We start from the raw sequence: 20,895 nt of genomic DNA, 5'->3' as shown, positions 1-20,895 counted from the left end.
CCGATCCGACTGGACAAGGCATAGTAGCCCACGGCGTATTCGTACCGTGATGATCCCGGCCCGGCGACCGCCGGCCACGTGGGACTCCAGTGGAAGGCGGTGGACGTGTCAACACACCGACGTGCCTGGAAGCAGCGGGCCGGTGTGGTCGTGGCGTTGCTCTTCGGCGCCCTACTCACCGTCCCCGCCGCCCCGGCCTCCGCCGCCCCCGGGGTCAGCAATGTCTCGGCCTCACCGAGCCGGGTCGAGGCGGGCGGGAGCACGACGGTCCGCTACTCGGTCGAGGTCTCGGAAGACACGACCGTCGACGTGACGGTGTCATCCGACAACGGAGAGCTCGCCTGCGTCAGCGGTTGCAGCCACGGCAAGGTCGACGAGGGCAAGGACTTCGAGGCCACCTTCCGACTGGCGGACGACGCGGCCGACGGAAAGGCCACGATTACCGTCGCCGCTATCGATACCGAGGACGGTAGGGATACCGGGACCGTCAAGGTCACCCTGGTGGGCAAGCCGGAGCCGCCGCCGCAACCCAGCCCGACCCAGTCCTCCCAGGCCCCCCAGGTGCAGACGGTGAAGTCGGTCTCCGGCGAGGTGGTCAACCAGAGCACCGGCAGCGCGGTACCGGGAGCCCAGGTCATCCTCAAGGACTCCAAGAACAACAGATTCGACACCATCACCGACAACGGTGGGAATTTCCGGTTCACCGGCAGCACCCAGAACCCGATCACCCCCGGCCAACTCGCCATCGGCGCGAGCATCGACGGCACCAACGCCACCAAGACACTGAATGCCTCCGCCGGGCAGAGCGTCTCTGGCCAGCGAATTTCGCTCAAGATCAAGGAAGAGGAGCCGACCCCGAGCCCCACCCCGTCATCGAGTATCGAGCCCGCCCCAACCGTCGGGGTGGAGGAGTTAACCGAGGAGCCGGTCGAAGCCATCGTGGATGCCCCCGTCGCGGACGCCAGCGACGAGGACTCCGGCGGCACCGGCTCACTGCTGATCATCCTGCTCGGTGGCCTCCTCGTGGCAGCCGGCGTCGGCACGATGGTGCTGCTCTGGCTGCGCCGCAAGGAGAGCGACGACGAGGACGAGGCGGGCGTCCACCCCTCCGGCGCGGCCACAGGTGCCGTCCCGGTCGCCGGCGGTGGCTACGGTGGCGCCGACGACCAGACGCGGATCGTGAATCCGACCGCGGCGACGCCGACGATGGTCGGCGGGGACCCGTCCCTCGCCGAGGCGCCCACGATGATGCACAGCCCGGTGGTTGACGACGTCCCACCGGACCCCTACGGTGCTCCGCCGCAGCCCTACGGTGCGGCCGCCGGCCAGTCCACCTGGGCCGACAGCGGCTACGGCGACAAGTCAGGCGGCTACGGCACCGGGGACTTCGGTGTCACCGGACCGGCCGACGGCGGCTATGGCGCCGCATCTCCCGCCTCCGGCGGTGGTTACGGCCCCAACGACTACGGCATGTCCTCGCCGGCCGGCACCGGCTACCCCCCCACCTCCGGCGGGTCCTACGGCCACGAGGAGCGTTACGACGAGGTGACCGGCCGCTACCAGGCGGGCGCCACGCAGTACCCGGCCCCGGCCGACCCGTACCCCACGGGGAGATACCAGCAGGACGCCGGCTACGGCCAAACCGAGCCCGCGTACGGACACGGTGCCGAGCCGGCCCCGGGCTACGACCAACAGGGCGGCGGCTACGCGGGCTACGGCTACGACCAACAGGGCGGCGGCTACGACGGCTACGGCCAGGAAGCCCCCACCCAGTACGGCGGCTACGGCCAAGAGCCCCCCGCCCAACATGGCGGCTACGGCCAGGAAGCCCCCGCCCAACACAGCGGCTACGGCCAGGAGCTGCCAACCCAACGCGGCGGCTACGACGGCTACAGCCAGGAAGCCCCCACCCAGTACGGCGGCTACGGCCAAGAGCCCCCCGCCCAACACAGCGGCTACGGCCAGGAGCTGCCAACCCAACGCGGCGGCTACGACGGCTACAGCCAGGAAGCCCCCACCCAGTACGGCGGCTACAGCCAGGAGCCCCCCGCCCAACATGGCGGCTACGGCCAGGAAGCCCCCGCCCAGCACGGCGGTTACGACGACCGCGGGTACGGCCAGGGCGGCTACGGTAGTGGCTACGGGGACCCGACGCAGGCCGGTCGGGCCCGGTCCGACGCTCCCCCGCCGGACCGGGGTGGTCGCCGGCTGGACTGGCTGGACGACTGACAAGAGACGGTTGAGGGCCACCCGAAGTCGGGTGGCCCTCAACCGTCTGTCCTGAGGTTTGCGCTGGTCCCTTGGGAGCAGGTCCGGCCCGGCTGAGATCAGCCGGGCCGGATCGTCCTTACTCGGACCGGGTGCCGAAACCGGTTGGGGCCGGTGCGGCGGTGGTCACGCCGATTCGCTCGGTCCCCCCGGCTCCGACTCGGAGCTGGCGGGCGTCGCCGTCTCGACCGGTACAACGGCCGCGGCCGGTTCCTCAACCGGCGCAGTCGGCGCTGCGGTCGCGGCCGACTCTTCGGCCTGCTGCCCAACCGGCGGGGTGGCGAGTTCCGCTCCGCCGAAGAGGCGGGGCAGGGTGGCACTGTGCGCCGCGCGCAGCTCCGCCAGGCTGAGCTGGAACTGCCCGTGCAGTTCCAGTGCACCACCTGCTGGATCGGTGACGCCGATCAGCTCGCACGGCACGCCCTGCTCGGCGGCCAGCCCGGTGAACGCCTTCTCGTGCCCGCGCGGCACCGAGACCAACACCCGGCCGGCGGACTCGCTGAACAGGAAGACGAACGGCATCGAGCCGTCGGTGAACCGCTCCGGCAGGGTGACCCGGGCACCGACGCCCCGACGCAGGCAGGACTCGACCAGAACCTGCGCCAGACCGCCGTCGGAGAGGTCGTGCGCGGAGCTGAGGTGCCCACCCCGGGCTGCCACCGCCATCAGGTCGGCGATCGCCCGCTCGCGGTCGAGGTCCACCCGGGGAGGTACGCCGCCGAGGTGTTCGTGGGTAGCCCACGCCCACTCCGAGCCGGACAACTCCACGTGCGTCTCACCGAGCAGGTAGATCTGGTCGTGACCGTCCTCCCGCGGGACAAAGCCCATCGGGACCCGGTCGGCCACGTCGTCCAGCACACCGAGGACGCCCACCACCGGGGTCGGATGAATCGCTGCCGCACCAGTCTGGTTGTAGAAGCTGACGTTACCGCCGGTCACCGGGATGCCCAGCTCACCGCAGCCGTCGGCGATGCCTCGGACGGCCTCGGCGAACTGCCACATCACGCCCGGGTCCTCCGGCGAGCCGAAGTTGAGGCAGTCGGTGACGGCGATCGGCTTCGCGCCGCTGACCGCCACGTTCCGGTACGCCTCGGCCAGCGCGAGCTTGGCACCGTGGTACGGGTCGAGGCGCGCGTACCGGCCGTTGCCGTCAACGGAGAGCGCGATGCCGATACCACTACGCTCGTCGATCCGGATCACACCCGAGTCCTCGGGCTGGGCGAGCACGGTGTTGCCGAGCACGTACCGGTCGTACTGCTCGGTGACCCAGGTCTTGTCCGCGAGGTTCGGCGAGGCGATCATCCGCAGGACCGTCTGCCGCAGGGCCTCCGGGTCACTCGGCCGGGGCAGGGTCTCCGCCCGGTCGGCCTGGAGCAGGATCAGGTCGGCCGGCTCCCGCATCGGCCGGTTGTATACCGGGCCGTCGTCTGCCAACGAACCCGGCGGGACGTCAACGACCAGATGGTCTCGCCAGGTTACGACCAGGCGGCCCGGCTCCCCGTCCGCCCCGCGCGGGGTGACCTCGCCGATCGCGGTGGCGAGCACGCCCCACTTCTCGGCGGTCTTGAGTACCGCCTCCAGCTTCTCCGGCTCAACCACCAGCAGCATCCGCTCCTGGGACTCGCTGGCGAGGATCTCGTGCGGCTCCATCGAGGCTTCCCGCAGCGGAACCCGCTCGAGCCAGACCCGCATCCCGGTACCCGCGGCGGCGGCGGTCTCGGCGAGGGCACAGGTCAACCCGGCGCCACCGAGGTCCTGGATGCCGACGACGAGTTGCTCGTCGTAGAGCTCCAGGCAGGCCTCGATGAGCAGCTTCTCGATGAACGGGTCACCCACCTGGACGGAGGGGCGGCGCTGCTCGCTGCCCTCGTCGAAGGTGGCGCTGGCCAGCACCGACACGCCGCCGATGCCGTCCCGGCCGGTCTTGGCGCCCATCAGCACCACGACGTTTCCGTCGCCGGCGGCGGCCTTGTTCTGAAGTCGGTCGATCGGCAGCACCCCGACGCAGAGGGCGTTGACCAGCGGGTTGCCCTGGTAGCAGGGGTCGAAGACGACCTCGCCGCCGATGTTCGGCAGACCGAGGCGGTTGCCGTAGCCGCCGACCCCGGCGACCACGCCGGGTAGCACACGAGCGGTGTCGGGGTGGTCGGCCGCGCCGAAGCGCAGCGGGTCCATCACCGCGACCGGACGCGCACCCATGGCGAGGATGTCCCGGACGATGCCGCCGACGCCGGTCGCCGCGCCCTGGTAGGGCTCGACGAAGCTCGGGTGGTTGTGCGACTCGACCTTGAAGGTCACGGCGAGCTCGTCGGAGACCCGGACCACACCCGCGTTCTCCCCGATACCGGCGAGTAGCCGGTCGCTGGTTGAGGCCTTCTCCCCGAACTGGCGGAGGTGCACCTTGCTCGACTTGTAGGAGCAGTGCTCACTCCACATGATCGAGTACATGGCCAGCTCGGACTGGGTGGGCCGCCGGCCAAGCACCTGCCGGATCCGCTGGTACTCGTCGTCTCGGAGCCCGAGGTCGGCGTAGGGCTGAAGCTCGCCCGGGCTGTCGCCGGCATGGGGGACGGTGTCCACGCCCCCGGCCCAGCCGACGATGTCGGCGCCTCGGTCCGGCGCAGCCGTCGGTCCGGCTGCTGCGGCCGCTGAAGTGTCCCGGGCCGGGTCCTGGGTGGTCATGGCCTCTCCTTGTTACGCAGCGGGCCGCCCGTCGGGCGGGTGAGCCGACCGATGATGGCGCCTGCGGTCACGCCGCGGTCTCCACCAGGTGCTTGAGCGCCGAGGTGAAGAAGCCGAGGCCGTCCAGGGAGGGGCCGGTGAGCTCCTCCACCGCGTGCTCCGGGTGCGGCATGATGCCGACGACGTTTCCGGCGGAGTTGGTGATCGCGGCGATATCCCGCTGGGACCCGTTCGGGTTACCCACGTAGCGGGCGACCACCCGGCCCTCGGCTTCGAGCTGGTCTAGCGTCGCGGCGTCCGCGACGTAGCAGCCCTCGCCGTTCTTGACCGGAATCAGCACCTCCTGGCCGGGCTGGAACGCGTTGGTCCAGGCGGTGCCGGCCGACTCGATGCGCAGGACCTGGTCCCGGTTGCGGAAGTGCAGGTGCTGGTTTCGGGTCAGCGCACCGGGCAGCAGGTGGGCCTCGCAGAGGATCTGGAAGCCGTTGCAGATACCGAGCACCGGCAGACCCGCTCGGGCGGCGTCCACGATCGTCTCCATCACGCCGGCGAACCGGGCGATGGCGCCGCAGCGCAGATAGTCGCCGTACGAGAAGCCGCCGGGCAGGACGACAGCGTCCACCCCGTGCAGCTGCGGGTCGGCGTGCCAGAGGCGGACCGGCTCGGCGCCGGCGATCCGGACAGCCCGGGCCGCGTCCCCGTCGTCGAGCGAACCGGGGAACGTGACCACGCCTACTCGGGCGGTCACGGTTGGGCGTCCACGGTCTCGCCATCCTCGGCCAGACGGATGGTGAAATCCTCAATGACCGGGTTGGCGAGCAGCTTGTCGGCGATCTCCCGGGTCTGGTTCAGATCTGGCTCCCCGGTGAACTCGATCTCGATCCGTCGGCCGATCCGGACCGAGGCGACGTCGGTGACGCCGAGCCGGGGCAGCGCGTTAGCGACGGCCTGTCCCTGCGGATCGAGGATCTCAGGTTTGAGCATGACGTCGACGACGACGCGAGGCACTGGGCACTCCTGACTGTGTACGCAGTTGGGTGCCGACCCACTAGGGGCGAGCGGAGCCAGCCTACCTGGCAGATATCGCGCGGGCCGCACCGGCCGCAGGCGGTTTGGGCGATCTCCGACGCGGTTAAGGCGGAGCAACAAGACCGATGCCTTTCCGTTGTACTCCCGATGCGATTTCGTTGCCAGCTATCGCATAGGGAAGGGGTCTGCCACCGGGCGGCACAACCGAACCAATCCAAGTGCTTCAATGCATATCCGGGAAACCAGCTCCGGAGTCCCATCAACCAGCAGGTCCGTGTCGCCAGCGGCGTCGGACTGCGGATCCGGCGGCAGTGTCGCGAAGAAGCGTTCCTGGAACATCTCGATTTCCGGTGTCTGACAGTTAACGCCTCCACGACGCAGGTGACCGCGCAAGCGCCGACCGTCCGCGCTGCGTTGTTTTTCACCATCCGATCAGGTGAACAAGGCCCACGTTCGACCCCACCGCCGGCTGACAGCATCAGAACCGTGCTGGTCGTGACGACGGATCAACTACCCGGCTATGACGTCCGCCAGATCCTCGGCGAGGTGGTCTCCTCAATGGCCAGGACCCGTAACCCGTACCGCGAGGGCGTGAAGAACCTCCGGGGCGGCGCGTACGACCCGATGGCGCCGGACAACCTCACCCGCTGGCGGGCCGACTCGGTGGCCCGCCTCGGCGAGGAGGCCCGCCGGCTCGGCGCTAACGCGGTGATCGGGATGCGGTTCGACAGCCGGGACTGCGGCGAGATGTGGATGGAGATCTGCGCCTACGGCACGGCGGTGATCGTGGTGCCCCGGGTCCCCGACGTCATGCCCGCCGACCAGCCCCTGGTGGCGGCGGAGACCGCACACGAGCCGACGATCACGCCCGAGCCCAGCGGTATCGGCGAGCCGGCCACCGCCCCCGACCTGCGGAGCGCGGCCGAGACCCCCACCCCCGAACCCTGACCCACCGCGTCCCGACCCGCGAGGACCGACGCCGGTGGCCCAGGGCGCGGGGACGGCGGCGATCAGAGGATCGGCGGCGGGCTGTACCCGGCGGCGCCAGGGTGGCGGTCGAGAACCGCCGCGACTCGCTGCACCACCGCCTGGACCTGGGCGGGAGCGGCACCGACGAAGACCGTACGGTCGGCCACCAGGTCAGCGATGTCGGCGCGGGTCAGGTTCAGTCGGCCGTCGGCGCCGAGCCGGTCGAAGAGGTCGTTCTCGGTGGCGCCCTTTTCCCGCATCGCCAGTGCGACCGCCACCGCGTGCTCCTTGATCACCTCGTGGGCGACCTCCCGGCCGACGCCCCGCCGTACCGCCGCGACCAGGATCTTGGTGGTGGCCAGGAACGGCAGGAAACGCTCCAACTCCCGGTTGACCACGGCCGGGTACGCACCGAACTCGTCCAGCACGGTGAGGAACGTCTGGAACAGCCCATCGGCGGCGAAGAAGGCGTCCGGCAGCGCCACCCGACGCACCACCGAGCAGGAGACATCCCCCTCGTTCCACTGGTCGCCGGCGAGCTCACCGACCATCGACAGGTAACCACGAATGATCACCGCGAAGCCGTTCACCCGCTCCGACGACCGGGTGTTCATCTTGTGCGGCATCGCGCTGGACCCGACCTGGCCCGGCCGGAAGCCCTCGGTGGCCAACTCCTGGCCGACCATCAACCGGATCGTGGTGGCCAACGACGACGGCCCGGCCGCCACCTGAGCCAACGCCGAGAGCACGTCGAAGTCGAGCGAACGCGGGTAGACCTGCCCGACGCTGTCCAGCACCCGCCCGAACCCGAGGTGCTCCGCCACCCGACGCTCCAACTCGGCCACCTTGTCGGCGTCCCCGTCGAGCAGGTCGAGCTGGTCCGCGGCGGTGCCGACCGGACCCTTGATCCCCCGCAGCGGGTACCGCCCGATCAGGTCGTCCAGCCGCTCGTACGCGATCAACAGCTCCTCCGCCACCGAGGCGAATCGCTTGCCCAACGTGGTGGCCTGCGCGGCCACGTTGTGCGAACGCCCGGTCAACACCAGGCCGGAGTGCTCGACGGCGAGCTGGGACAGCCGGGCCAGGGTGGCGACCACCCGGTCCCGGATCAGCTCCAGGGAGGCCCGCACCTGCAGCTGCTCGACATTCTCGGTCAGGTCCCGGGAGGTCATGCCCTTGTGCACGTGCTCGTGCCCGGCGAGCGCGCTGAACTCCTCGATCCGCGCCTTCACGTCGTGTCGGGTGACCCGCTCCCGCTGCGCGATCGAGGCCAGGTCGACCTGGTCAAGGACCCGCTGGTACGCCTCGACCACCCCGTCCGGCACGTCCACGCCGAGATCCCGCTGGGCGCTGAGCACGGCCAGCCAGAGCCGCCGCTCCATCCGGATCTTCTCCTCCGGGGACCAGAGGGTGACCAGCTCGGGGGAGGCGTACCGGTTGGCAAGCACGTTCGGGATCGTCGTCACGGCCCTATTCTCCGGTACCCGCGCGCGGCGCTCCCGGCCGGGCCGCCCCCGGCCGGGAGGCCGCCGACCGCGCGATCCGGGGGCGCGGCCGGCACGCCCGGGTGCTACATCCGGTCGGGGGTGGCGATGCCGAGTAGGTACAGGCCCTGCCGGAGGACCCGGGCGGTGAGGTCGCAGAGGGCCAGCCGACTGTCGCGCACCGCGTCCTCGGCCCGCAGCACCGGGCAGGCTTCGTAGAAGCCGCTGAAGGTGGTGGCGAGGGTGTGCAGGTAGCCGGCGAGTCGGTGGAACTGCAGGGTCTGCTCGACGCTGGCCACCACGGCTCCGAAACCCGCCAGTTCGAGGGCGAGGGCGTGCTCGGCCGGGTGCCCTACCGTGATCGGGGCGGGGGTGAACCGCTCGATCCCGGCCCGACGGAAGATGGACCGGATCCGGGCGTGGGCGTACTGCAGGTACGGGGCGGTGTTGCCGTCCAAGGAGAGCATCCGCTGCCAGTCGAAGACGTAGTCCTTGTTCCGGTCGGTGGACAGGTCGGCGTACTTGATGGCACCGATGCCGACCGCGCGGGCGACGTCAGCGACCTCCGTCGCGGAGAGGTCGGGGTTCTTCTGCCGGGCCAGCTCGGCGGCCCGGGTCACGGCCTCGTCGAGCAGCCCGACAAGTTTGATCGAGTCACCGGTCCGGCTGCGCAGCATCCTGCCGTCCGAGCCGAGGATCGAGCCGAAGCCGAGATGCTCGGCCCGCGCCGGTGGGCTCAGCCAGCCGGCCTGCCGCGCGACCGCGTACACCAGCTCGAAGTGCTGACGCTGCGGCAGGCCGACGACGTAGAGCAACCGGGTCGCGCCGAGGTCCTGGGTGCGGTGGCGGATCGCCGCGAGGTCGGTGGCGCCGTAGCCGTAGCCGCCGTCCCGCTTCCGCACAATGATCGGTAACGGCTGCCCGTCGCGGCCGGTGAAGCCGGTCGGAAAGACGCAGGCGGCGTCGCCGCTCTCCTGCAGCAGGCCGAGCCGGTCCAGCTCGTCGGTCACCGGGGCGAGCCGGTCGTTGTAGTAGCTCTCCCCGCGGAAGTCCCGCTCGGTCAGGAGGACGCCGAGCTGGTCGTAGACGGTGAGGAAGTACTTCTCCGACTCGGCGACGAGCAGCCGCCACAACCGCAGCGTCAGCTCGTCGCCCCGCTGCAGGGCGACCACCCGCCGCCGGGCCCGCGCCCGGAACGCGTCGTCGGCGTCGAACTTGGCCCGGGCCGCCTTGTAGAACGAGTCCAGGTCGCCGACGGACAACTCGTCGGCAGCCTCCGACTCACCCAGGTCGAGCAGGTGCTCGATGAGCATCCCGAACGGAGTGCCCCAGTCACCCAGGTGGTTGGCCTTGATCACGTGATGCCCGCGCCATTCGAGCAGCCGTACGGTGGCGTCACCGATCACGGTCCCCCGCAGGTGCCCGACGTGCATCTCCTTGGCCACGTTCGGGGACGAATAGTCGACCACCACCGTCTCCGTCGCGGCGCTGGGCGCGACCCCGAGCCGGGTGTCGGCGGCCGCGGTCGACAGCAGTGTGCCGAGCGCCGAGTCGGCGACCGTCAGGTTGAGGAAACCGGGACCGGACACCGCCACCGCCGAGCAGAGGTCCGCCAACTCCACCCGGCCCAGCACCTCGGCCGCGATGTCCCGGGGCCGGCGACCAAGCCGACGCGCCAGGGAGAGGGCCGCGTCGCACTGGTAGTCGGCGTGCTGCGACCGCCGCAGAATCGGGTCGACCGGCGCCCCGGCCACCGCCGAGAACGCCGGTGCCAGCCGGTCCGCCAGCAACTTCTCAAGATTCATGAAAGGTACGCCAATCTCGGGGGAGCGGATCGACGACCAGGGTGTCCGGCGGATCGATCCGCCGGACACGAAGGGTCAACTCAGGCGGTCGAGGACGAGTCGCCGGAGTTCGATGCTGGACACGGGCCGAAACTACCGAAACTCGGGCGCACCATCGACCGATTTCCGCCCACGATGCGCCCGGAATCGAGCCCGGGACTACCCCCGCTGGTCGTAGTGCAGCTCGTGCCGGTGGCTGCCCTTGACGAGGATCGACACCTCGACCGGTCTGTCGTCGCCCGATCGGATCACCCGTAGCTGGCGGAGCACCGGTACGTACGGCGGCAGGTCGAGCGCTTCGACCTCCTCCGTCGTGGGCATCCGCGCGCTGACCCGGTCCCGCGTCTGCCGCTGCGGGTACCCCAGATCCGCCAGGGCCCGCGGGGCGCCACCCGGGATCTTGCGCCGCTCGGCGAGCTCCGTACCGCTGGCGATGGCCGCCGGGTAGTACGACCAGGACAGCTCGACCGGCTCCTCACCACACATGAGTAGCCGATGCCGCAGGACCGCTCGTTCGGCCGCACCGATCCTCAGTTCCCGCGCCACCTCGGCTGGCGGCACCACCTCTGCCACCGAGCGGAGCCGGTAGGCGTACCCGTCGGAGGTCGGAGCGAGGTAAGCCGACGCCTCCACCACCAGCGGTCGCCTCGGTCGGACGTAGACGCCCTTTCCCACCTCGCTGTAAACAGCGCCCTCCGCCTTCAGCGCACCGAGGGCACGCTGGACTGTCGCGGTGGCAGCGGAGTACTGCTGCACGAGCGTCGGGATCGACGGCAGCGCTGACCCCGGCGGCAACTCGCCGGACATGATGCGGGATCGCAGGTCGGCCGCGACCTGCTCATGACGGGGACGGCTGTCGGATCCACTCGCAATGTCCGCTGCTCCGCTCCGTCAGTCGATCGCCGTCTCGTACCGGAGGCGTCGTTCATCTGGCCCGAAAAAGTCGTACGTCGATATCCTCCCGTACCTGCCCGGGACGATAGCCCACGTCAGCAAGGAGTCGGACGGATCCGGCACGGCTGGCGTCAGCGTTCCAGGATCGCTGTTACACCCTGCCCGCCCGCGGCGCAGATCGAGATGAGCCCGCGGCCGCCGCCGCGCTCGTCGAGCAGCTTGGCCAGGGTCGCCACGATCCGGCCGCCGGTCGCGGCGAACGGGTGCCCGGCGGCCAGCGACGAGCCGTTGACGTTGATCCGCTCGGGGTCGATCGCTCCGAGTGGGGCGTCCAGGCCAAGCCGGTCCTGGCAGAACTCCGGCGACTCCCAGGCGGCCAGGGTGGCCAGCACCTGCGCGGCGAACGCCTCGTGGATCTCGTAGAAATCGAAGTCCTGCAGGGTGAGCCCGGCGCGGGCCAGCAGCTGGGGCACCGCGTACGCGGGGGCCATCAGCAGCCCCTCCTCGCCGGGCACGAAGTCCACGGCGGCCGTCTGCGACCAGGTGAACCACGCCTGCACCGGCAGGTTGCGCGCCTGCGCCCACTCCTCACTGGCGAGCAGCACGGTCGACGCGCCGTCGGTCAGCGGCGACGAGTTGCCGGCGGTCATGGTGGCCTGCTCGGCGTCCGGCCCCTTCGTCCCGAAGACCGGGCGGAGGCTGCCGAGCTTCTCCAGGCTGGTGTCGGGCCGCAGGTTCTGGTCCCGGGTCAGCCCGAGGTACGGCGTCATCAGGTCGTCGAAGAACCCCCGCTCGTACGCGGCGGCCAGCCGGTGGTGCGACCGCAACGCCAGCTCGTCCTGCGCCTGCCGGCTGACCTGCCAACGCCGGGCGGTACGGGCGGCGTGCTCGCCCATGGACAGGCCGGTGCGGGGCTCGGCGTTGCGGGGGAGCTCCGGCCGGAACGGTTGCGAGGGGCGCAGCCGGGTGGCGGTCCGCACCCGTTCCCCGAGGGTCCGGGCACTGTTCAGTTTGAGCAGCGTGCGCCGCATCTCCTCGTTCACGGCGAGCGGCGCGTCCGAGGTGGTGTCGACGCCACCGGCGATACCGACCTCGAGCTGCCCCAGCGCGATCTTGTTGGCGACCAGGATGGCGGCTTCCAGGCCGGTGCCGCAGGCCTGCTGGATGTCGTAGGCGGGGGTGTGCGGGTCGAGCTTCGAGCCGAGCACCACCTCGCGGGCCAGGTTGAAGTCTCGGGAGTGTTTCAGCACGGCGCCCGCCACCATCTCGCCGACCCGTTGGCCGGCCAGACCGTAGCGGGCGACCAGCCCGTCAAGGGCCGCGCCAAGCAGGTCCGCGTTGGACGCCTCGGCGTACCGCGAGTTGGAGCGGGCGAAGGGGATGCGGTTGCCGCCGATGACCGCGACCCGCCGGATGTTCTGCACGTTTCCCGCCTCCTTTGGGGGTTGCTCTCAACCTACTCGCCAGTAGGCTACGCCTATGACCGACAGGTACGCGAGCTTCGTCCAATCAGGGGTCGGCCGGGGGCTGGTCAAGCGCCTCGGGCTGCCCGACCCGCCCCAACTCCGCCGGTACCGGAGCGGTGACCCCCTCATCCCCGGACCCGTCCTGTTCGATGCCGCCGCCGGTGGCCGGCTCGCCGGCAGCATCGGCAAGCTCCTGACCGCCGCCGGAGTCGAACTCCGCGATCCGGCCGATGTCACTCCCGGGGCCCGGCTCGGCGCCCTCGTCTACGACGCCACCGGTATCACCGACTCGACCGAGCTGCGCCAGCTCTACGACTGCCTCCACCCGCACGCCCGCTCGGTGCTGCCCAGCGGCCGGGTGATCGTACTCGGCACCCCGCCCGTCGAGTGCTCCACGGCTCGGGAGGCCACCGCGCAGCGGGCGCTCGAAGGGTTGACCCGCAGCATCGGGAAGGAGTTCGGCCGGGGGGTCACCGCCCAGCTGGTCTATGTCACCGCCGCCGATGACCCGGGCACCGCAACCAGCCTCGAGGCCACGCTCCGCTTCCTACTCTCCGGGCGCTCCGCGTACGTCTCCGGTCAGGTGATCCGGGTCGGCGCCGGGCAGGCCGCGCTCCCGGCGGACTGGGACCGCCCGCTGGACGGCCAGGTCGTGCTGGTCACCGGTGCGGCGCGGGGGATCGGCGCGGCGCTGGCCCGGGTCCTGGCCCGAGACGGTGCCGAGGTGGTCGCCCTGGACATCCCGGCCGCCGGTGAGGAGCTGGCCACAGTGGCCAACGACATCGGCGCCACCGCCGTGCAGCTCGATCTCACCTCCCCGGACGCCCCGGCCCGGTTGGCCGATCACCTCTCCGCCCGCAACGGCCGGGTTGACGTGGTGGTACACAACGCGGGCATCACCCGGGACCGAACCCTCGGTCGGATGGATGTTGACCGGTGGGACCAGGTGATCGATGTCAACCTCTCCAGTCAGGAGCGGATCAACGACCTCCTGTTGGAACGGGAGTTGATCCCGGCCGGGGGCCGGATCGTCTCGGTCTCCTCGATCGCCGGGATCGCCGGCAACCGGGGGCAGACCAACTACGCCACCAGCAAGGCCGGCGTGATCGGTCTGGTCGAGTCGCTCGCCCCGGTGCTGGCCGCACGCGGCATCAGCGTCAACGCGGTCGCCCCGGGGTTCATCGAGACCCGGCTGACCGCCCAGATCCCGCTGATGCTGCGCCAGGCCGGCCGGCGGATGAACAGCCTCGCCCAGGGTGGGCTGCCGGTGGATGTCGCCGAGACGATCAGCTGGCTGGCCTGGCCGGCCACCGGCGCGGTCAGCGGCAATGTGGTCCGGGTCTGCGGCCAGAGCCTGCTGGGGGCGTGATGGCAGGCCCGCAGGAGCCGTCCGCCATCGCCCCGGCCACCCGGTCCCGAGTCCAGCTGGCGACGCTGCCGACGATCGGTGCGCTCTACCGCCGGGCGCTTGTCGGCGCGCTGCCCGGGACCGGGTCGCGGCGGGCCGAGCAGCCCCCGGCAGTCGAGTTGGGGGTGGCCGGCATCGCCGTCGACCGCGGGCACCTCGCCGACTACGACCGGGTCTGCGGGTTCCGGCTCACCGACCGGCTGCCGGCGACGTTCCCACACGTCCTGGGCTTCCCGCTGGCGCTGCGCCTGATGATCGCGCCGGACTTCCCGATCCCGCTCTCCGGTGTGGTCCACATCGGCAACCAGATCACTGTCCACCGCCCGATCGACGCCGCCGAGACGCTCGACTTCGTCACGTACGCGACGAACCTGCGCCCGCACGACCGGGGCCGGCTGATCGACGTGGTGTTGGTGGGCACCGCCGGCGGCGAGGAGGTGTGGCGGGGCGTCTCCACCTATCTGGGCCGGGAGCAGACGTCCGGCGGCGGCGAACGAGCCAGCCGGGGTGACCAGCCCCCAGCGCCGCACGCCTGGGCGCACTGGCGCATCGGGCGCCAGCTCGGACGCGCGTACGCCCGGGTCTCCGGCGATCACAACCCGATCCACACCTCCCGGCTCGGCGCGCGGCTCTTCGGCTTCCGGGGCCCGATCGCGCACGGCATGTGGAGCAAGGCCCGCTGCCTGGCCGCGCTGGAGCCACGGCTACCGGACGCATACACCGTTGACGTGGCGTTCAAGCTACCGGTGCCGTTGCCCGCCACCGTCGCCTTCAGCAGCACCTCAACGGGCGACTTCGCGCTGCGTGACCTGCGGGACCGCCCCCACCTCCTCGGCGCGCTCCGGGAGCGGTGAGGGGCAGCTTCATCCTTCCTTTTGTTACGGAAGGGCCTCCTTTTCATACCGGCGCCCCGAGCATGAGGAGATGGAGTCCGCGCTCGACCTGCTGCGGCAGCTGATCACCTCGCCCGTGGTGTATCTACTGCTGTTCGCGCTCACCGCGGTCGACGCGATCGTCCCGATGGTGCCGGCCGAGACGGCGGTGATCACCGCGGCGGTGCTGGTCAGCGGCAACCCGCCGGAGTTGGCGGCGATCTGGGCCGCCGCCACCCTCGGCGCGCTGGCCGGCGACCACGCCTCGTACGTGATCGGACGGGGCGGCGGCGCCCGGCGGCTCGCCAGGTTCCCGGCGGAGAGCCGGCGGAGAGCCAGTTCGGAGTGGGCCCGGCGGGCGTTGCACCGGCGGGGTGGGCTGGTCCTCACCACCGCCCGCTACGTCCCCGGCGGACGAACGGCGGTGACCCTGACGATGGGTGCGGTGCGCTATCCACCCCGGTCGTTCCTGCTCTTTGACACGATCGGCGCGGCGAGCTGGGCGTTGTACAGCGTGCTGTTGGGCTACTTCGGCGGGCTGGCGTTCCAGCGGGAGCCGCTGCTTGGCGTCCTCGCCGGCCTGGCCCTGTCGCTCGGAGTGACCGGCCTGCTCGAGTTGGCGCGGCGACTACGCCGGCGCTCGCGCCGCCGGGACCGCGCCCACCGAGGAGCGAGGACGCCGCGGTGACCGGGGTACCCCGCTCAGCCTGATCGAGGAAACCGCCGTCGGCGGCCGCGGACGGGACGACCCGGAGAGCAGCTCAGGAGGGGGCTTCGCCCCGCCGGTTGGGCGGGCGCCAGCTGGTCCCGGCGAGCAGTTGGGCGGCACCGACCCAGGCGACGTTCATCATCCGGGTGGCGGTCTGCTCCGGGTCCGCCTCCGGGTGGTCGACCAGCCAGTCGGCGACTGACTCGGTCGCGCCGACCAGGGCGTACGCGACGACCTCCAGCTCGGTCTCGGTCACCTCGCGCCCCTCGCTGCGCAGGGTGTGTTCGAGCATCCCGGCGACAACCTCGACGATCCGCCGCCGCAGGGCGGTGAGCTCCCCGGCGAAGGGCTGCTCGCCCCGGGCCTGCCGGTAGAGCACCGCCCAGCCGTCGCGATGTGCGCCGACGAAGCCGAGGAAGGCTTGCAGGCTCCGCCAAAGCCGTTCGTCGGCCGACAGGTCGGGGGCGACGACGTCCGCGATGGCCTGCATCATCCGGGTGCCCTCGCGGTGCAGGCAGGCGACGAAGAGCTCCTCCTTGGTGCCCAGGTACGCGTAGACCATTGGCTTGGAGATGCCGGCGTCGTCGGCGATCTCATCCATGCTGGCCCCGTGGTAGCCCCGCCGGGAGAAGACCTTGACTGCGGCGTCGAGCATCTGTTGCTCGCGGACGGCTCGGGGTAGACGGCGGAAGGTGGGAGCACTGGACACTCTTGCGAGCATACCTACTCGTGCGTAGGGTTACGCGCGAGTAGTCAATTTCGGAAGGTGCGCCCCATGACTGACTTCGACCCGGCCAAGTTCGCGAACGTCGGACCCAAGGAGTTCGCGCAGCTGGTCAAGTCCACCCCCGACGACAAGATCACCGAGATGATGTCGGGTGACCTCCGCGGCAAGGTCCTTGACGAGGTCTTCGGCCGGATGCCGCAGCTGTTCCGCGCCGACCGGGCGGGCTCGACCAACACGGTCATCCACTGGAACATCACCGGCGGTCCCGACGGCGGCACCGACACCTACGAGGTGGTCATCGCCGACGGCGCCTGCACCGTCAACCAGACCTCCCAGCACGACCCGAAGCTGAGCCTCACCCTGGGCCCGGTGGAGTTCCTCAAGACCGTCTCCGGCAGCGCCAACCCGGTCATGATGTTCATGAGTGGCAAGTTGAAGGCCAAGGGCGATCTGGGGCTGGCCGCCAACATCGCGAACCTCTTCGATATTCCCAAGAGCTGACAGTGGCCGAGTTCTCGCTCGATCTGACCGAGGAGCAGCGGGATCTTCGTGACTGGGTGCACGGCTTCGCCAGCGAGGTCGTTCGCCCAGCCGCGGCTGAGTGGGACGCGCGGGAGGAGACCCCGTGGCCGATCATCCAGGAAGCGGCCAAGGTCGGCCTCTACGACTTCGAGTTCCTCGCCACCTGTTGGGGCGACCCCAGCGGCCTCTCCCTACCGATCGCCTGTGAGGAACTCTTCTGGGGCGACTCCGGCATCGGCCTTAGCATCTTCGGCACCGGCCTCGCCGTGGCCGCCATCTACGGCACCGGCACGCCAGAGCAGCTGATGGAGTGGGTGCCGCAGTGCTTCGGCGACCTCGAGTCCCCCGCCGTCGCGGCGTTCTGCACCAGCGAACCCGAGGCGGGCTCCGACGTCGGCGCGATGCGCACCCGCGCGGTCTACGACGAGGCCGCCGACGAGTGGATCCTCAGCGGCCAGAAGTCGTACGCGACCAACGGCGGAATCGCCGGCGTGCACGTCGTCACCGCCTCGGTCGACCCGGAACTCGGTTCCCGCGGGCAGGCGGCTTTCGTCGTACCGCCGGGCACCCCCGGGCTCGCCGCGACCCGCAAGCTCCGCAAGCTGGGCCTACGCGCGTCGCACACCGCCGATGTCTTCCTCGACGACGTCCGCGTACCCGGCCGCTGCCTGCTCGGCGGCAAGGACGCGCTGGACGAACGGCTCGCCCGGGCCCGCTCCGGCCGGCGGGCCGCCTCCCAGGCGGCGATGCGTACGTTCGAGCTCTCCCGGCCGACCGTCGGCGCGCAGGCGATCGGGGTGGCCCGGGCCGCCTACGAGTACGCGCTGGACTACGCGAAGGAACGGGTTCAGTTCGGCCGACCGATTATCGAGAACCAGGCGGTGGCGTTCGCGCTGGCCGACATGAAGATGGAGATCGACGCCGCCCGGCTGCTGGTCTGGCGCGCTTCCTGGATGGGGCGCAACAACCGGGCCTTCATCGCCGGCGAGGGCTCGATGTCCAAGCTGAAGGCCAGCGAGGTCGCGGTCAGCGCGACCGAGAAGGCGGTGCAGTTGCTCGGCGGCGCCGGCTTCCTCCGCGACCACCCGGTCGAGCGGTGGTACCGAGACGCCAAGATCTACACCATCTTCGAAGGCACCTCCGAGATCCAGCGACTCGTCGTCGCCCGCGCCATCTCCGGCGTCCAGATCCGCTGACCCGCGCCGGGATCCCCGGCCACTCCCCCACCCGGACGTTCCCCCGGTCACTCCCTGGGGCCCGGATGCTGCCGGGCCCGGGGAGTGGCCCCGAGCTCCGCACGGCCGGCGCCGTCACCAGATCCATCAACACTGTGATCCGCCGCTGCCAGTCCCGACGGACTGGCTACGATGATCTTCGCAATGACTCAGACCGAACACCGCCGCCGGACACCGTTGCTGCTGGTCGAGGCGGCGGCGCTGTTCTCGGCCACCGGCAACGGCGTGGCCATCGTGGCGCTACCCTGGCTGGTCCTGGAACGCACCGGCAGCGCCACCGCGGCCGGCGTGGTGGCCGCCGCCAGCGGACTACCGCTCCTGCTGTCCAGCCTCTTCTCCGGCACGGTCGTTGACCTGCTCGGGCGTCGCCGAACCGCGCTGGCCTCCGACGCCCTCTCCGCCGTCTCGGTCGCCGCCATCCCCCTCGTTGACACCCTGGTCGGGCTGAACCTCGGCTGGATCGTCGCGCTGGCCGTCCTCGGCGCGGTCTTCGACCCAGCCGGAATGACCGCCCGCGAGACGCTGCTGCCCGCCGCCGCGCAGGCCGCCGGCTGGCGGATCGAGCGGGCGAACGGCGTACACGAAGCGATCTTCGGGCTGGCCTTCCTGATCGGCCCCGGAGTCGGCGGCCTGCTCATCGCCACGGTCGGCCCGGAGGCGACGTTCTGGGTCACCGCCGCCGGCTTCGCGCTGTCGGTTCTCCTGGTCGCGGCCGTCCGGCTGCCCGGCGCGGGCCGCCCCGACCGCCCACCCAACGGCCTGTGGCGGGGCACGCTGGAAGGGCTGGGCTTCGTCTGGCGGGACCCACTGCTGCGCACCCTCTCCCTGATCACGATGGTGCTGGTCGCGCTCTACCTGCCGGTCGAGGGAGTGCTGCTGCCCGCCTGGTTCGTCGCCGAAGGTGAACCCGCCCGCCTCGGTACCGTCCTGATGGCGATGAGCGCCGGAGCCGTGGCGGGCGCGCTGGGCTCGTCGGCGGCCGGTCGGTTCATCCGCCGCCGCTCCCTGCTAGCCGTCGCCCTCGTGATCACCGGCCTGGCCCTGCTCGGGCTCGCGTTCCTGCCCCCGTACCCGGGGATGCTCGCCTTCGCCGGCCTGGTCGGGCTCGCCTACGGGCCGGTCAGCCCGCTGGCCAACTACGCCATGCAGACCCGTACCCCGGAGCGGCTTCGCGGCCGGGTGGTCGGCGTGATGACCTCGTTCGCGTACGCCGCCGGGCCCGCCGGTTACCTGCTGGCCGGCCCGCTGGTGGAGTGGCTGGGCCTGGCCACCGCCTTCCTGGTGCTCGCCGGTGCGCTCCTGGTGGCCGTGCTGGTCGCCGCGCCACTGCCGGTGCTGGCGGCGTTGGACGACCCGCCCCGGTATCCGCCCGCCCCGCCCGGTGGGACGACAGGACGGAGCGAGGGGCCGGTGCCGCTCGGCGAGCAGTGGCTGCCCGCCGCGCACCGCGACCCGCCAGCTTCCCGATGAGCCGGCGGGCCACCGGCAGGCGCCGGCGGGCGGTCAGCCGGGAAGGGTGATCCGGCCGTCCACCGCCGCGGCGGCGATGTCGGTGCGATGGTGCGAGTCGGCCAGCTCGATGCCGCGGACCAACTCGTAGGCGGCGTCGCGCGCAGCGGCCAGGTCGGAGCCGGTGGCCGTGCAGCAGAGGACCCGGCCGCCCGCGGAGAGCAGCGCACCGTCGGCAGCCCGACGCACCGTGCCCGCGTGGATGACGCCCGAGACCTCCGCCCCAAGAATCACGTCGCCGGTGCGCGGCTTCGCCGGGTATCCCTCGGCAGCCACCACGACGGTGACCGCCGCGCCCGCACGCCACTGCAGCGGCGGGTGCGCAGCCAGCTCACCGGTGGCGGCGGCGTGCAGCAGCCCGGCGAGCGGTGTCTCCAACAACGCCAGGACGACCTGCGTCTCCGGGTCGCCGAAGCGGGCGTTGAACTCAATCACCCGGGGGCCGGCGGCGGTGATCGCCAGGCCGACGTAGAGCAGCCCGGCGAACGGCGTGCCGCGCCGACGCAGCTCGGCCAGGGTGGGGTGGACGATGTCGCGCATCACCTCGTCGACCAGCCCGGGTGGCGCCCACGGCAGCGGTGCGTACGCCCCCATGCCGCCGGTGTTCGGCCCGGTGTCGCCGTCCCCGACCCGCTTGAAGTCCTGCGCGGGCAGCAGCGGGACGGCCGTCTCACCGTCGGTGACGACGAAGAGGGAGACCTCGGGGCCGGCGAGATACTCCTCGATCACGACCTGGCCGCACTCCCGTGCGTGCTCCTCGGCCACCCGGCGGTCCTCCGTGACCACGACGCCCTTACCCGCGGCGAGGCCGTCGTTCTTGACCACGTACGGCGCGCCGAAGTCATCCAGCGCCCGACCGACGCTCTCGGCGTCGGCGCAGCTGTACGCGCGGGCGGTCGGCACCCCGGCGGCGGTCATCACGTCCTTGGCGAAGGCCTTCGACCCCTCCAGGCGCGCGGCGGCCGCGGACGGCCCGAAGGCGGGGACGCCCTTGGCTCGCACGGCGTCGGCGGCCCCGGCGACCAGCGGCGTCTCCGGCCCCACGACCACCAGGTCCGCGTTGCACTCGACCGCGAGCGCCGCCACCGCAGCCGGATCGGTGAAGACCACGTCCCGCATCCCGGCGACCGTGCCGATCCCCGGGTTCCCCGGCGCGGCGAAAAGCACCTCGACCGAGGGATCGGCCGCCAACCCGAGCGCGAGGGCATGCTCCCGCCCACCGCTACCAATCAGAAGTACCCGCACGGGGATGATCCTACGGCCCCCACTCGCGGCCC

General features: G+C 71.4%; 17 protein-coding genes. 8 read left to right on the top strand and 9 right to left on the bottom strand.

Features of this window, described 5'->3' with window-relative positions:
• Positions 1–78: 78 nt before the first annotated feature.
• Positions 79–2,229 (top strand): hypothetical protein, encoded by a 2,151-nt coding sequence (locus SALPAC4_RS0110660; protein WP_019870307.1) that lies wholly within the window; start codon positions 79–81, stop codon positions 2,227–2,229.
• A gap of 165 nt (positions 2,230–2,394) precedes the next feature.
• On the opposite strand, the gene purL is transcribed toward SALPAC4_RS0110660, so the two are convergent.
• From purL to purS, 3 genes are all read right to left on the bottom strand, one after another.
• On the bottom strand, positions 2,395–4,950 hold the full coding sequence (gene purL / locus SALPAC4_RS0110655) for a phosphoribosylformylglycinamidine synthase subunit PurL (RefSeq protein WP_019870306.1): 2,556 nt from the start codon (positions 4,948–4,950) through the stop codon (positions 2,395–2,397).
• A 67-nt stretch (positions 4,951–5,017) separates the two neighbouring features.
• Positions 5,018–5,698: a phosphoribosylformylglycinamidine synthase subunit PurQ gene (gene purQ / locus SALPAC4_RS0110650; protein ID WP_018730830.1), complete on the bottom strand. Its 681-nt coding sequence runs from the start codon at positions 5,696–5,698 to the stop codon at positions 5,018–5,020.
• On the bottom strand, positions 5,695–5,958 hold the full coding sequence (purS, locus tag SALPAC4_RS0110645) for a phosphoribosylformylglycinamidine synthase subunit PurS (RefSeq protein ID WP_018254791.1): 264 nt from the start codon (positions 5,956–5,958) through the stop codon (positions 5,695–5,697). The genes purQ and purS overlap by 4 nt, the downstream gene beginning before the upstream one ends.
• 402 nt (positions 5,959–6,360) lie before the next feature.
• On the opposite strand from purS, the gene SALPAC4_RS0110640 reads away from it, so the two are divergent.
• Positions 6,361–6,927, top strand: coding sequence for a YbjQ family protein (locus SALPAC4_RS0110640; RefSeq protein ID WP_026323925.1), 567 nt, complete (start codon positions 6,361–6,363; stop codon positions 6,925–6,927).
• Between the two features lie 62 nt (positions 6,928–6,989).
• On the opposite strand, the gene purB is transcribed toward SALPAC4_RS0110640, so the two are convergent.
• The 4 genes from purB to SALPAC4_RS0110620 all read right to left on the bottom strand — a co-directional run bounded on the left by purB (position 6,990) and on the right by SALPAC4_RS0110620 (position 12,594).
• Positions 6,990–8,414: an adenylosuccinate lyase gene (gene purB, locus SALPAC4_RS0110635; protein WP_018730833.1), complete on the bottom strand. Its 1,425-nt coding sequence runs from the start codon at positions 8,412–8,414 to the stop codon at positions 6,990–6,992.
• Between the two features lie 104 nt (positions 8,415–8,518).
• Positions 8,519–10,237 (bottom strand): arginine--tRNA ligase, encoded by a 1,719-nt coding sequence (gene argS / locus SALPAC4_RS0110630; RefSeq protein ID WP_019870305.1) that lies wholly within the window; start codon positions 10,235–10,237, stop codon positions 8,519–8,521.
• Positions 10,238–10,435: 198 nt separating this feature from the next.
• Positions 10,436–11,149 (bottom strand): GntR family transcriptional regulator, encoded by a 714-nt coding sequence (locus tag SALPAC4_RS0110625; protein WP_027644747.1) that lies wholly within the window; start codon positions 11,147–11,149, stop codon positions 10,436–10,438.
• 152 nt (positions 11,150–11,301) lie between these two features.
• Positions 11,302–12,594 carry an acetyl-CoA C-acetyltransferase gene (locus SALPAC4_RS0110620; RefSeq protein WP_019870303.1) on the bottom strand — a complete coding sequence of 431 codons (1,293 nt, stop codon included), beginning with the start codon at positions 12,592–12,594 and terminating at the stop codon, positions 11,302–11,304.
• Positions 12,595–12,649: 55 nt separating this feature from the next.
• Here SALPAC4_RS0110620 and SALPAC4_RS0110615 point away from each other — a divergent pair, with 55 nt between their 5' ends.
• The 3 genes from SALPAC4_RS0110615 to SALPAC4_RS0110605 all read left to right on the top strand — a co-directional run bounded on the left by SALPAC4_RS0110615 (position 12,650) and on the right by SALPAC4_RS0110605 (position 15,604).
• A complete protein-coding gene (locus SALPAC4_RS0110615) occupies positions 12,650–14,005 on the top strand; it encodes a 3-oxoacyl-ACP reductase (RefSeq protein ID WP_019870302.1) in 1,356 nt (451 codons plus the stop codon).
• Entirely contained in the window at positions 14,005–14,898 is an 894-nt protein-coding gene (locus tag SALPAC4_RS0110610) for a MaoC/PaaZ C-terminal domain-containing protein (protein ID WP_019870301.1), read from the top strand. The genes SALPAC4_RS0110615 and SALPAC4_RS0110610 overlap by 1 nt, the downstream gene beginning before the upstream one ends.
• Positions 14,899–14,968: 70 nt before the next feature.
• A complete protein-coding gene (locus SALPAC4_RS0110605) occupies positions 14,969–15,604 on the top strand; it encodes a DedA family protein (RefSeq protein ID WP_019870300.1) in 636 nt (211 codons plus the stop codon).
• Between the two features lie 73 nt (positions 15,605–15,677).
• On the opposite strand, the gene SALPAC4_RS0110600 is transcribed toward SALPAC4_RS0110605, so the two are convergent.
• Positions 15,678–16,334, bottom strand: a complete 657-nt coding sequence (locus SALPAC4_RS0110600; RefSeq protein ID WP_188116848.1) for a TetR/AcrR family transcriptional regulator — start codon at positions 16,332–16,334, stop codon at positions 15,678–15,680.
• A gap of 66 nt (positions 16,335–16,400) precedes the next feature.
• Here SALPAC4_RS0110600 and SALPAC4_RS0110595 point away from each other — a divergent pair, with 66 nt between their 5' ends.
• From SALPAC4_RS0110595 to SALPAC4_RS0110585, 3 genes are all read left to right on the top strand, one after another.
• Positions 16,401–16,853 carry an SCP2 sterol-binding domain-containing protein gene (locus tag SALPAC4_RS0110595; protein ID WP_018730841.1) on the top strand — a complete coding sequence of 151 codons (453 nt, stop codon included), beginning with the start codon at positions 16,401–16,403 and terminating at the stop codon, positions 16,851–16,853.
• A gap of 2 nt (positions 16,854–16,855) precedes the next feature.
• Positions 16,856–18,070, top strand: a complete 1,215-nt coding sequence (locus SALPAC4_RS0110590; RefSeq protein WP_019870299.1) for an acyl-CoA dehydrogenase family protein — start codon at positions 16,856–16,858, stop codon at positions 18,068–18,070.
• A gap of 171 nt (positions 18,071–18,241) precedes the next feature.
• Entirely contained in the window at positions 18,242–19,579 is a 1,338-nt protein-coding gene (locus SALPAC4_RS0110585) for an MFS transporter (protein WP_019870298.1), read from the top strand.
• 33 nt (positions 19,580–19,612) lie between these two features.
• Here the strand turns inward: SALPAC4_RS0110585 and purD are convergent, their stop codons facing one another.
• Positions 19,613–20,863, bottom strand: coding sequence for a phosphoribosylamine--glycine ligase (gene purD, locus SALPAC4_RS0110580; RefSeq protein WP_019870297.1), 1,251 nt, complete (start codon positions 20,861–20,863; stop codon positions 19,613–19,615).
• Between the last annotated feature and the right edge of the window lie 32 nt (positions 20,864–20,895).

The organism is Salinispora oceanensis, assembly GCF_000383575.1.
GTDB classification, from domain to species: Bacteria; Actinomycetota; Actinomycetes; order Mycobacteriales; family Micromonosporaceae; genus Micromonospora; species Micromonospora oceanensis.
The sequence above is the reverse complement of the archived record's forward strand: the minus strand, read 5'-3'. Positions and strand labels throughout refer to the sequence as shown.

Bases quoted from the DNA above. Each gene is read 5' to 3' on its own strand.
- SALPAC4_RS0110615 (WP_019870302.1), top strand. From the start codon at position 12,650: ATGACCGACAGGTACGCGAGCTTCGTCCAATCAGGGGTCGGCCGGGGG.
- argS (WP_019870305.1), bottom strand. From the start codon at position 10,237: ATGAATCTTGAGAAGTTGCTGGCGGACCGGCTGGCACCGGCGTTCTCG.
- SALPAC4_RS0110595 (WP_018730841.1), top strand. From the start codon at position 16,401: ATGACTGACTTCGACCCGGCCAAGTTCGCGAACGTCGGACCCAAGGAG.
- SALPAC4_RS0110605 (WP_019870300.1), top strand. From the start codon at position 14,969: ATGGAGTCCGCGCTCGACCTGCTGCGGCAGCTGATCACCTCGCCCGTG.
- purL (WP_019870306.1), bottom strand. From the start codon at position 4,950: ATGACCACCCAGGACCCGGCCCGGGACACTTCAGCGGCCGCAGCAGCC.
- SALPAC4_RS0110610 (WP_019870301.1), top strand. From the start codon at position 14,005: ATGGCAGGCCCGCAGGAGCCGTCCGCCATCGCCCCGGCCACCCGGTCC.
- SALPAC4_RS0110585 (WP_019870298.1), top strand. From the start codon at position 18,242: ATGATCTTCGCAATGACTCAGACCGAACACCGCCGCCGGACACCGTTG.